Source organism: Bacillus fungorum (genome assembly GCF_002746455.1).
In the GTDB taxonomy this organism is placed as follows: Bacteria; Bacillota; Bacilli; order Bacillales; family Bacillaceae_G; genus Bacillus_A; species Bacillus_A fungorum.
Map to the genome: position 1 here is coordinate 1 of NZ_NWUW01000003.1, position 12,367 is coordinate 12,367.

Genomic DNA, 12,367 nt, shown 5'->3' on the forward strand with positions numbered 1-12,367 from the left:
TTCCTTTCTTTTGGTGATTTGGTTGTGGTGACTTAATTATATCAAAGTTGGACGATTCTTTTTTATGTTTTATGCAAAAAAAGAGGTTGCCCAAAAGTAACTATTCAGCTACTTTTGGGACAACCTCTTTTTTCATTATTTATATAAGATAACGGCGAAATAATAGGTAGAGAGTTATATAGTTTTAGTACGGTCCCCACTCAATATTCACGCCAACAATAAGAAAAATAAGTCCGATGATAAACCAAATGAATGCAAGTGGGGCCATGAATCGAATCCATTTTCCGTAAGAAATGCCGCTCGCTGCGAGAACGCCCATTAAAACACCGGAAGTTGGATTGAGGCAGTTCACTACACCTTCGCCGAGCATAACAGCCTGTACTGTAACTTGGCGTGTAATGTGCATAAAATCAGCTAATGGAGCTAATATCGGAATGAAAATAACAGATTCACCTGTCCCGGATGAAATAAGGAAATGTAATGCGGCACTACTTACATACATGCCGATAACACCAAATACAGGGCTTTGTCCTTCGAGAGACTGTGCGAGTTGGTTAACGATTGTACCAAGTAATTTGCCTTGTTCTAAAATGACTGAAATACAACGAGCCATTCCGACGATTAAAGCACCGTATATGAGATTTTGGCAACCTGCTAGAAAAGTAGAAGCGATATCGTTTGCTTTCATGCCACCTATTATTCCGGCTGTAATTGCTATGAAAATAAAAGTAGCGGTCATTTCTGCGTCTGTCCAATGTAGACGAAAAGCACCTATCAAAAATGTAATTAACGATAAAGCTGAAACGAGTAAAATTAATTTATGACGTATTGTCCAAGGAACTTCTGTTTTCTCTGTTTCTTTCCCGCTTGAAAGAGCATTACTTGGAAACCAGTTGTCGCCGAGAATGCTTCCTTTATTCGATTTTTTTAAGCGTTTTATATACCAATTAATATAAAGGATGGTAGCAATTAAAAAAGAGATATAGATTGCTGTACGTAAACCAATTCCTGAAAACATTGGGAGTTCCGCGATTTTTTGTGAAATGCCTAAAGGTGAGGGAGATAAAATAGTAGCATTAAAACCAGCATAAGTGCCTAAATAAATAATTGCTACACCAACGATAGCGTCCCATTTTAATGTGCGGGCAACGATGATGCCAATGGGGATAAAGCCAATAACCGAGTTAACGATAATACCCGTCGTTCCGAGAATAGAAAAAAGTGCGGCGACAATGCATATGAAAAGTAATTGCTGGTTACGAAATTTGTTAATAACATGATAGATTAAACCGTCAAGAGCACCTGTTTTTTCAAGAATGGCAATGGCACCGCCTGTAAATAAAATTAAGAAGATGATCGGAGCAGCAAGGGTCATTCCTTTTTCAATAGCGGTAAAAAAAGAAACAAATCCTACGGGCGATTGCGGAACAGAATGGTAACTTCCTGGTATTGTCGTTGTAACAGTCCCGTTTGTAACTCTTTTAAATTCTCCAGCAGGAACGAAATAAGTAGCTATTGCACATAGTAAAGCAATAAAAAATAGTAGTACGTACGCGTCAGGCATTTTAAACTTTCGTTTACTCGGCTGCTTTTTTACCTCGGTATGTAATTGCATAAAAAACCTCCTTTTTCACTTAGTTAATTTTTAATATTCTGAATTTTATCTGTGGAATCGATTATAATAAAGGTTGCTCCCTAAGGCAATAGTTTTTCTGTCCTTTTCCTGCAATACAAATTATTGCAACATTAGACAGGGAAACGAAAATAATCCAAGAATATGTTAAATAGAAAGTAAAAGGAAAAGAGGGAAAAAGATGTGGAAAACTACGGATTTATGTGATGAGTTTGAGAATGAATTACAAATATGTCGTCAGTCTTTTCGGTCGTTTGGGAAGAAGGAACAGTTTTACGGGAAAATTGCAACTGTAAAAGTGAAGGATGATAATGTACTAGTAAAAGAAGGATTGCAAACATTGCCAGCAGGAACGATATTAGTTGTGGATGGCGGCGCCTCTACGAATTGTGCGTTACTGGGTGATCATTTGGCAGCTATTGCAGAGGAAAGAAAGCTGGCAGGAATTATTGTAAATGGATATGTTCGTGATTCTAGTGAACTAAAGAATATTAATATTGGTATTTTAGCGTTAGGAACGATGCCGAATAGAAGTGTTAAAGAAGGTAAAGGAGAACGAAATATTTCATTGCAATTTGGAGAAGTAGAATGGAAGCCGAATGAATATGTTTATGTGGATGAAGATGGCGTCATTATTAGTGAAAAGAGTTTGCTTAGTTAAAGGTTAGTAAGTTACTATTCTTATAAAATAAATCCGATAAAGCATGGACAAAATTCTTTGTCAATAGTAAAATAATACAGAAATTTAAAATTAACAGAATGTATAGGTGTATCGTTTTACAATAACTTAAATGGAAATAAGTTGTGCCTAGAAAAGTGAATGTTATCACAATGATACGTTCATAAACAAAATTTTTTTCCTATACAAATATAGCCGCGAATGATGCGGGTAGGAGGTGTTGCACAGTTTGTTCGACACTTACAAAAAAAGAGTGTCAATTGCACGCCCTTGAAGGGCCTTTTTTTGTGTAAATAGTAGTAAGGGAGGAAATTTTGGGATGGCAATGTTAAAAAAATGGCTGCTTACGTCTTTAATGGCAGTTACACTTGTATTTGTTTCTTTTGCGAATACAGTACATATTACGTTTGCTGAAGGAAATACAGCAAAACTTGCAATTATTGGTGAATCACAAAAGGGAATTATGTTATGTCCGAAAGAAGAGCAAATTACAGATGGGGAAACAGCTTTAAGTTTGTTACAAAAAGTCATGGGGGACAAAGTAACAGCAGAGACGATGTCGTTTGGAACGTATGTCAAAGGTATTGACGGCTTAATGGCTGGGGACACAAGCGGCTGGCTGTATGATGTAAATGATAAATCTGCAGAAGTTGGAGCGGATAGTTATAAATTAAAATCTGGAGATGTTGTTGTTTTCCGCTTTGTTTCAGACTGGAGCAATATGAGCCAGGAAACACTACAGCAAACATTAGATAAATTTGGTACTTGTAAAACTGCAGAAGAATCAAAGACAGATGATCCAAAACAAGAAAAACCAGAAGAACCAAAGACGGATGAGCCAAAACAAGAAAATCCAGATGGAACAAAAACAAATGATGGAAAACCAGAACAACCAAAGCAAGAGAACATTCAAGTTCCAGCAGCGCAAGTAAATGAAGCAATCTATAAGACATCTGAAAAGATGTTACAAGATGGAATTGAAAGTGATTGGGTAGCATTAGGCCTTTCTCGTTCTGGAAAGGATATACCAATTGAGGCGAAATTAAATTATGTTAAGACTGTAACTGAAAAAGTAGAAAAGCGTATTAATCGTTTTTCAGCGACAGATTTAGCTAGAACGATTATTATGATGAATGCAATGCATGCAGACCCTACAAAGGTAGGCGAACATAATTTAGTTCAAAAATTGTACGAATCAGATAAAGTGAATTCTGTTACAGGTTATACATTTGCTTTACTTGCATTTGATACGAAGAAATATGAAGTTCCAGTGAATTCAAAATGGAATCGAGTTGCTTTAGTAGACGCGCTTTTAAACGCACAGCATACAGATGGCGGCTGGACTTACGATAGCGCAAGCAGTAAAGACAGTGCTAGTAGCGTTGATGTAACAGGTATGGTTTTATCAGCATTAGCTCCTTATCAAGATCGAGAAGATGTGAAACCAGCTGTGCAAAAGGCTGTTGCATACTTATATAATGAACAACTAGAAAATGGTGGCTTTTCTGCTGATGGACAAGAAAATTCTAATAGTGCTGCGCAAGCTATTATTGGATTATCACTTGTGAAAGATGTAAATCAAAACCGTCTACATAAGGCAGTGCAAAATCTATTGTCATATCAACTTCCAAATGGTGAATTTAAATGGTTACCAGGCGATCAAAACGGTAGCGGAATGGCAACAGAGCAAGCGTTATTAGCTTTACTTCAGTTTAAAGACCTTGGAAAATCGATTTATGATTGGTCGAATGTAGTCATTGGTGAAGTAATTAAGCCGAAACCAATTGAACAGCCAGAAAAGATTGTTGAACCAGAAAATAATGTAGTAGATAAAGAAGTTACTGAACAACCACAAGAACAAAAACAAGTACAACAAGAAACGAAAGATGACAATTTAAAAGTTGTTGTTGATAACGAACCAGTTAAAAATATAAAGTCCGGAAACGGTAGCACACTACCGAAAACAGGAGCATCTTCTCATAGTGCAGCTACAGAAGTAGGTATGGGTGTATTATGTATTGCTTCTGCATATGTATTATGGAGACGTAAAGCAGCTTAACAAAAATTAGGAGCAATTATTTGCTCCTAATTTTTAATATGAAAGGTGAGAGACAACATGAGTAAGATGAAATGGTTTATTTCTTTACTGCTTTCCCTTGGGCTACTTGCCGGATGTGAAGAGGCAGCTGTAAAGCCTGAGAAGAAAGTAGAACCAAAACAAGAAGAGGTAGCAAAACACGAAGAGAAAAAAGATGAAGCGAAACCGGAAGAAAAACCGGAGGAAAAACAAGCTGAACAAGAACAAAGTAAGCAAGACGAACAGAAAGAGAAACAAGAACAAAAAGTAGAAGAAAAGCCACAGGCACAACCGGAAGTAAAGAAAGAAGAAAAACCTCAGGAACAGCCTGTCGCTACTAAGCAACCAGAACAACAAAAAGCACAAGAAGAAAAACAACAGCAACCGAAAACGCAAGAAGTAAAAGAAGAAGCGAAGGCTGTGAATCAGCCGAAAGAAACACCGAAGCAGGAGCAAAAAGAAGATCCAAATAAAGGTGGAAAAGAAGTTACTCTTCCAACACCACCGAAACCAGTACCACCTAATCCGCCAGAACCACCAAAACCACAAGCAAAACAAGTCACTATCTCAGTAAAAGGTGATAAAGGATACTTATTAGGTGCGAAAAAGATGGATGTACAAGAAGGCGATACTGTCTATAAAGTATTGCAGCGTACAGGTTTAGATGTGGATGCGAGTGGATCTAAAGGCGATGTTTATGTAAAAGGGATTAATGATTTATATGAAAAAGATATTACAGCTACTAGTGGGTGGAAATATCGTGTGAACGGTGCGTTTCCAAACCATAGTGCGGGTGTAGTTACAGTTAAACCAGGAGATACAATCGAGTGGGTTTATGTATTAAAATAAGAAAGGCATTCGGTAAAGGACTATGAAAATAAGTTTTTCTTCTTTACATCCTTTTGTGAATTTTTTTTATTATATCGGGGTGATGATACTATGTATGATGTGTCTTCATCCTCTTTTTTTAATTGGAGCAATTGTATTAATTGTTATTTTAAATGTGATGCAAGGGAATAGCGAAAAGATAAGAAAGATGTTACCGAGCACAATCGTTTTCTTTTTTATGGTAATTTTATTTAATTCGTTATTAACGCATAGAGGGCGAACTACATTATTTTTGTTAGGTGATAGTCGTATTAAGCTTGAGGCGATTATGTTTGGACTAGTAATGGGGTTATTACTAGTTGCGATTATGTTTACGTTTGCTTCGTATAATGATATTATTTCAAGTCATAAATTTTTATATTTATTTTCTAGAATTTCACCGAAAGTAGCATTGTTAACGATGATTACAGTGAGATTTGTTCCTTTGTTTATTAGGCGATTACAGAAAATAACACTCGTTCAAAAAACGAAAGGTGTACAAGTAGATGCAGGTTCAATTGTTGAACGTGTGAAAAATGGTATGCAATTATTGCAAGTATTATTAATTTGTTCATTAGAAGATGCACTGCAAACGGCAGATTCTATGCAAGCCCGTGGATTTGGTGTAACGAAGCGTACGACATATATGCGGTATAGAATGGAAAGACGAGATTGGTATACGCTCAGTTATTTAAGTATTCTATTTATAATTGCTATTATATGTAGTACGTATGGCGGAGGAAAGTTAATCATTTATCCGAAAGTCGAATCTATTTTATTTCAGCAATACGATGGGATGATGTTTGTCGTATTTACGATGTTTATTAGTTTACCAATCATAATGGAAGGAAGGGAATGGATATGGTGGCGCATGCAGAAATAAACAATTTATCATTTGTATATGCTGATGAAAACGAAAAAGCGTTACAGCATATTTCTCTTTCTGTTCAAAAAGGAGAGTTTATTGCACTTGCTGGAGGATCAGGATCTGGGAAGACGACTTTATTAAAACATTTTAAAAAGGAATTACTTCCAATCGGTACACGTTCAGGAGAAATTTTTTATGATGGCGTTTTATTAGGGGAAGTACCGGATTTATTATCTGCTCAAGAAATTGGCATGGTATTTCAAAATCCAGAGAATCAGCTCGTAATGGATACAGTGATTCAAGAATTGGCATTTTCTTTAGAAAATATCGGGTTACCATCACATATTATTCAAAAAAGAATAGCGGAGCTCATTAGTTTCTTAGGATTTCAAGATTTATTGCACCAATCTGTTCATACGTTATCTGGCGGGCAAAAGCAGCTTGTCAATTTAGCTGCAGTATTAGTTATGCAGCCGAAGTTACTATTACTAGATGAACCAACGGCGCAGTTAGATCCAATTGCTGCGAAAGAATTTTTAGGATTGTTAAAGCGTATTAACGAAGAACTTGGCATTACGATTGTTTTAAGTGAACATCGCTTAGATGAAGTGATACCACTTGCAACGCGCGTTATTTGTATGAATAATGGTCAAATTGTGTATGATGGAAATCCTAAAACGGTTATCGCGAACATGTGGGAAGTAGAAAAGTTCCGTCCATTTATTCCGCAAATTCCAAGGTTGTTTTTAGAATGGAACGCGGAAGATATTCCGTTTACAGTGCGAGAAGCGCAAATGAAAATGAATGATTTTTCAGCCATGTCAGATGTGAATGAGCCAATAGTACAAGGTGAAAAGCAAGAAGTAATTTTAAATGCAGAACATATATCTTTTCAATATGAAAAAAATAGTCCACTTATTTTACGTGATTTAACAGTTTCGATTGAAAAAGGAAAATGGGTGGCTCTCGTTGGGGAAAATGGTACAGGGAAGTCTACACTGTTAACGATTTTAGCGGGATTACAAAAAGCGAGAAGAGGGAAAGTAAAGTGGAATGGGAAAGTGATACATAAAATTGATTCGAAAGAACGATTTAAACAGATCGGGTATGTATCACAGCATCCGTATTATCATTTTACATTTGATACAGTGTGGGAAGAAGTATATGAACGTGCAAGTGAATTATACGGAGAACAAGGAAAAGAAATAGCAGAAAATCAGCTTAAAAAGTTTTGGCTATATTCGCTTAAAGAACGCCATCCGCATGATTGTAGCGGGGGAGAGCAACAACTACTGGCATTATGTACAACGTTATTATCAAAGCCGACTTTATTATTACTTGATGAACCGACAAAGGGATTAGATCCATGGAAGAAAGAAAGAGTAGGAGAGCTATTTAGAAAACTGCAAAAAGAAGGTACAACAATTGTAATGGCAACGCATGATATTGAGTTTGCAGCAAAATACGTGAATCAATGTATGATGTTATTTGACGGAGCAGTTATTATGAATGATGCACCGAAAGAATTTTTTAGTGGTAACTTCTTTTATACAACATCTATCAATCGATTCATTCGAAAAGAATTGCCATATGCATTAACGTGGGAGGATGTGTACGAAGCGTGTCCAAACGATATGTTGCATTCATAATATGTATTTTTGCAGTTATAATAGCCACATTGCTCTTTACGACATTTATTATGGATGGGTATTACATGTTAAGTAGTTTGTTTTTATTAGTTGTTATTATGTTACCTTTCTATGTCCGCTTTGAAAGGAAGGCGTTTGTTTCACGTGAAATTGTTCTCGTTGCCGTGTTAGCGGCAATTGCAGCAGTGAGCCGCGTACCATTTTCTATTTTACCGAGTGTACAACCAACTTCTTTTGTTATTATCGTTTCTGCAATTGTGTTCGGAAGTGAAACGGGTTTTATGATCGGTGCAACAGCGGCTATCGTATCTAACATCTTTTTAGGACAAGGTCCATGGACGCCGTGGCAAATGTTTTCATGGGGCATGATTGGTTTTATAGCTGGATTATTGCGTAATACATTTTTAATGAAAAAGCTATGGGGAAGACTCCTGTACGGATTGTTTGTTGGATTTTTATTTGGCTGGATCATGAATTTCTGGGGGCTTCTCGGTTTTATACGTGAAGCAACATGGGAAGCTGTCATTTCGTATTATATCGCAAGTTTTTATTTCGATTTGAGCCATGCGATTTCGAATGTTGTGTTCTTACTATTATTTAGTACTTCTTGGATTACGATTCTTACAAGATTTAAAAGAAAATACGGCATATTAGATAAGCATAACATGGCATAGAAAAGCATACTTATATGAGGTAGGGTCGCGACTTACATATTCGTTTGCCTCTTTCATGCTTCTTACATATTGTAAGGAGCATTTTTCTGTATATTTTTTAATCATAACGGCAATAATTATGAAGTATGCCATTTGAAAAAGCTTCCCACCTTATGATGGGAAGTTTTTTCAATCTTGTTCTAAAATATGAACCGTGTAATCGCAACGTTGAATAGCTTGTTCGATCGCATAAAGAGATTGCTCAATACGAGCGCGATTAAAATCTTTTTCAACAGTCTGTAATGCTTCTTCTAAACAATGTTTTGCTTCTTGTAAGGATTGAAAAGAGTCTTGTACATATCCGCGAGCGTTTTCGTGCATTCCATAATCCTCCTTGCATATTCATATATGTATAGTATGAACAGGAAGAGAGAAAATATAATTTGTTATATTTGTTTGACAATTAAAGTGAAATTACGTATAGTAAGATTTAAGTGAATATTTTCTTATCCAGAGAGGTGGAGGGACTGGCCCGATGAAACCCAGCAACCGCGATGCAGGTGCTAATTCCAGCAGAACATATTTGTTCTGGGAGATAAGACGAAGATATATACGTAACTTCTTCTTATCGGAGAGGTTTTTTTGTTGCAAAAAAACCAATTACGAAAATTTATATTAAGAAGAAAGGGGTTGCGGATTACTGTGACACTCGAAAAATACGTAAAACTACGTAGTACAGTTTATGAATATATGATAGAGCAAGATAAGCCAATATCATTGTTAGATATTCAAGAACATATCGTTTCGCATCATGAAGGAAAATTCACGAAAAAGATGTTACATCAATTTTATTTATCAAGGCTATTAGATGAACTGAAACTGGATGGGAAAATTACATTAGCTGATGAATATCTCTATACTGAAAAAGGGGTATTTTATAAGGCGAGAAAAGGGAGCTGAGCTCTCTTTTTTTTGAAGTATGTAGAGTAAAAGACTGCTAAAGCAGCCTGATACAGGGAATGGTGTTGAGTGTGTAGTGTCAAAAATTAAATGTGCCTGAAAAAGGCAATTCATATCGGCTGCAAATGAAAAGAGACACCTTCGCCGAATAGGTGTCAGTCGTTTTGTCATATATACTTGCTATTTGACAGTTATTAGAATAACATGCAGGGGTTGTGGAAGTCAAAAGGGAATTAAAGGAAGAGGTGTTGTTATGTACGCTTATTTGTTAAAAGAGATATATAGGTATATTCCGAAACATATTATTGATAGAGGTTATGAATATTTTGAAGAAGGACATGTAGAAGATGTTGAAATACATAATAATAAAGTATTTGCGTTTGTAACTGGTAATGCAGGGAATTATGAAGTGATTATTGATCTTGAAGATTTTTCGGAAAGTAGCTGTGAGTGTCCCTATGAAAATTATTGTAAACATATGGCGGCGGTTGTTTATGATATTCAAGGTGCTGGCGAGAGTACAGTGAAAGAGAAGTTGCATGCTTTAGAAAAAGAGGAGTTATTAACAGTATTGAATCGTTTATTACAAAGTTCGAAAAACGTGCAAATTGTAGAGAAGATGTTAAAGAAGGGGAAACTTTAATTTATAGAGGGAGTTGTTTTGTAGTGAATGTACTAATTATATACGCTCATCCTAGTCCTTCAAGTTTTAACGCGGCGATTTTAGATCATGTGCAAAAAGGATTACAGGAAACAAATCATTCAGTTACTGTACTTGATTTATACAAAGAACAATTTGATCCCGTCCTTGTTTTTAATGAAGAGAAGAAAAGGCGTGATTTAGTAAATGAAGAAGAAACAGCTCGGTACAGAACGTTAGTGGAAGAAGCGGATACTCTTCTCTTTATTTATCCAATATGGTGGTGGGGGATGCCAGCTATTTTAAAAGGGTTTATTGATCGCATTTTTGTAGCTGGATTTGCTTATAAATATGAAGGCGCCCTGCCGAAAGGGTTATTGAAAGGTAAGAAGGCGTGGGTTATTAATACGTTAGACTCGCCGTTATGGTATGTCGCACTATTATATCGATCAGCAGATTGGATTATGATGAAGAGAGGTGTTTTACGTTTTTGCGGCATGCGCGATATAAAAAGGTCAGTTTTTCAATCTGTGAAAACGAGTAAACGAGAGAAGCGGGAAAAGTGGTTATTAGAAATGGAAGAAAAGGCTCGTACATTATGAATGAAATTGAACGTATCATAAAGTGTTGCAATTATGATAACGAACTTCTTCGTACATATATTAATTGCTTAGTCCAATTGAAGAAATGTAGCGAAACGTTTCAACAAATTCAAATACAATTAAGAAATGATTATTTAATAAGAGGAATTTGTGAAAGAGAAGTTGATGAAGTAGTACGGGGAAGTAAAGAATATGAAACATATTTTCTTCCTAAAGCGTTACAGTGGAATTTCTTGAGAGAAAATCCACATCTAATTGAAAAAGTATGTGAAGATTTTTTTGCATATGAGGCATTACATCTTACGGATATAGAGTGGAGGATCATTATAAATTGCATGGGAAATAAGTGATTCATTATGTAAAAAAGCTAGTATAAAACTAGCTTTTCGTTTAAATAAATAAGAAGCATAGACTAATGATGAATCCTGCATATAGTAAGTTCACAACGCAAAATCCCATAATATCACGAGCACCTAAACCAGCGATCGCTAATGCCGGTAATGCCCAGAAAGGTTGAATTAAATTCGTCCAAGCATCTCCCCACGCAATGGCCATTGCTGTTTTTGCAGCAGGTACACCAAGTTCAGCACCAGCTGGAATCATAATGGGTGCTTGCACAGCCCATTGACCGCCGCCAGATGGAACGAAAATATTAACGATGCCAGCACTTAAGAAAGTAAAGAGCGGGAAAGTCGTTTCGTTTGAAATACTAATAAAGGAATTCGAGATAGCTCCTCCAAGTGAAAGTCCTTCACTATTTGCTCCAATCATCATTCCCATAATTCCTGCGTAAAACGGAAATTGAAGTAAAATACCAGAAGCGCTTTTCGTAGAATCTGAAAAAGCACGAATATATTGAATCGGAGTACGGTGGAAAATAAGTCCAGCAATTAATAGCATAAAAATAACGATATCGAGTGTAAGGTTAAAGCCTTTCGTATAAAAGTAGTTGGAAATATAAATGAGACCTAATAATCCAACGCAAAGTGTAATAATGATATTATTTTCCATTTTTTCAGCGAATGTTTTTAGTTCTATTTCTTGAGCAGCGGCTTCTTCATGAAACACGCTAGGATCCACAGTTATCGTATGTTTTTCATCTGGATGCATGGCCCGATTAATGAGAGGCATCGTAACTAAAAAGATAACAACTGGAACGAGAGCGTATGGTGAGAATAGCGTTTCTGTTATTGGAATCGCTTCTTTAATACTCCCAGCTGTCGTTTTAATTAACGTTTCGCCGCCTGTTGCTAACGTAAGAGGAATAGAAGCAGAAAGCCCCGCATGCCAAATGAGAAATCCAGAGTAAGAAGAGGCAATTGCTAGTCTATAATCTAATCCTTCCAGCTGCCTTGCCACTTCTTTTGCATATAAAACAGATACAACAATACCGAATCCCCAGTTTATGTATGCACCAAGTAAACTTACGATTGAAATGGCAATAATACCTTGGCCATTCGTTTTTGGTAGCCTGGCAGCTGTCGTTAATCCTTTTTTAATAAGAGGAGCGTTTGCTAAAGCAGATCCTGTCACGAGGACAAGTGCCATTTGCATAGAAAAAGCAAGAAGTCCCCAAATGCCATTACCCCAGTGATTAATCATTTCCACAGGTGTTTGGTGCGTTGCAAACATGCCAAAGAAAATAACGAAAACAGTTAATAAACATGATAAAATAAACGGTTCTGGCAAGAAACGTTGTACTAGGGCGACACAACCATTTGTAAAAGAACGGAACAAAA

General features: G+C 36.4%; 13 protein-coding genes and 1 riboswitch. Of the genes, 10 read left to right on the forward strand and 3 right to left on the reverse strand.

Features of this window, described 5'->3' with window-relative positions; all coding sequences use genetic code 11:
• Positions 1-184: 184 nt before the first annotated feature.
• A complete protein-coding gene (locus CO726_RS04575; protein ID WP_099683449.1) occupies positions 185-1,615 on the reverse strand; it encodes a YfcC family protein in 1,431 nt (476 codons plus the stop codon).
• Between the two features lie 199 nt (positions 1,616-1,814).
• Here CO726_RS04575 and rraA point away from each other — a divergent pair, with 199 nt between their 5' ends.
• From rraA to CO726_RS04605, 6 genes are all read left to right on the forward strand, one after another.
• A complete protein-coding gene (gene rraA, locus CO726_RS04580; protein WP_099683450.1) occupies positions 1,815-2,294 on the forward strand; it encodes a ribonuclease E activity regulator RraA in 480 nt (159 codons plus the stop codon).
• A 337-nt stretch (positions 2,295-2,631) separates the two neighbouring features.
• Entirely contained in the window at positions 2,632-4,371 is a 1,740-nt protein-coding gene (locus tag CO726_RS04585) for a DUF4430 domain-containing protein (protein WP_099683451.1), read from the forward strand.
• Between the two features lie 57 nt (positions 4,372-4,428).
• On the forward strand, positions 4,429-5,238 hold the full coding sequence (locus CO726_RS04590; RefSeq protein WP_099683452.1) for a DUF4430 domain-containing protein: 810 nt from the start codon (positions 4,429-4,431) through the stop codon (positions 5,236-5,238).
• A 22-nt stretch (positions 5,239-5,260) separates the two neighbouring features.
• A complete protein-coding gene (locus CO726_RS04595; protein WP_099683453.1) occupies positions 5,261-6,139 on the forward strand; it encodes an energy-coupling factor transporter transmembrane component T in 879 nt (292 codons plus the stop codon).
• A complete protein-coding gene (locus tag CO726_RS04600; protein ID WP_136699371.1) occupies positions 6,112-7,773 on the forward strand; it encodes an ABC transporter ATP-binding protein in 1,662 nt (553 codons plus the stop codon). The genes CO726_RS04595 and CO726_RS04600 overlap by 28 nt, the downstream gene beginning before the upstream one ends.
• Positions 7,746-8,447, forward strand: coding sequence for an ECF transporter S component (locus tag CO726_RS04605; protein WP_099683455.1), 702 nt, complete (start codon positions 7,746-7,748; stop codon positions 8,445-8,447). Before CO726_RS04600 ends, CO726_RS04605 begins: the two co-directional genes overlap by 28 nt.
• A gap of 168 nt (positions 8,448-8,615) precedes the next feature.
• On the opposite strand, the gene CO726_RS04610 is transcribed toward CO726_RS04605, so the two are convergent.
• Positions 8,616-8,807 (reverse strand): hypothetical protein, encoded by a 192-nt coding sequence (locus CO726_RS04610; protein ID WP_000545000.1) that lies wholly within the window; start codon positions 8,805-8,807, stop codon positions 8,616-8,618.
• Between the two features lie 122 nt (positions 8,808-8,929).
• Positions 8,930-9,028: riboswitch (SAM riboswitch) on the forward strand.
• 40 nt (positions 9,029-9,068) lie between these two features.
• Between CO726_RS04610 and CO726_RS04615 the strand changes: the two genes are divergently transcribed.
• The 4 genes from CO726_RS04615 (at position 9,069) to CO726_RS04630 (ending at position 10,978) form a co-directional block, all read left to right on the forward strand.
• On the forward strand, positions 9,069-9,386 hold the full coding sequence (locus tag CO726_RS04615) for a hypothetical protein (RefSeq protein WP_136699373.1): 318 nt from the start codon (positions 9,069-9,071) through the stop codon (positions 9,384-9,386).
• Between the two features lie 253 nt (positions 9,387-9,639).
• On the forward strand, positions 9,640-10,029 hold the full coding sequence (locus CO726_RS04620; RefSeq protein ID WP_099683456.1) for an SWIM zinc finger family protein: 390 nt from the start codon (positions 9,640-9,642) through the stop codon (positions 10,027-10,029).
• A 23-nt stretch (positions 10,030-10,052) separates the two neighbouring features.
• The gene (locus tag CO726_RS04625) at positions 10,053-10,628 is read left to right on the forward strand and encodes an NAD(P)H-dependent oxidoreductase (RefSeq protein WP_099683457.1); all 576 of its coding nucleotides are present in this window, start codon (positions 10,053-10,055) and stop codon (positions 10,626-10,628) included.
• A complete protein-coding gene (locus CO726_RS04630; RefSeq protein WP_136699375.1) occupies positions 10,625-10,978 on the forward strand; it encodes a group-specific protein in 354 nt (117 codons plus the stop codon). The genes CO726_RS04625 and CO726_RS04630 overlap by 4 nt, the downstream gene beginning before the upstream one ends.
• 40 nt (positions 10,979-11,018) lie before the next feature.
• Here CO726_RS04630 and CO726_RS04635 read toward each other — a convergent pair whose 3' ends face one another.
• Positions 11,019-12,365, reverse strand: coding sequence for a short-chain fatty acid transporter (locus CO726_RS04635; protein WP_099683459.1), 1,347 nt, complete (start codon positions 12,363-12,365; stop codon positions 11,019-11,021).
• Positions 12,366-12,367 lie beyond the last annotated feature (2 nt).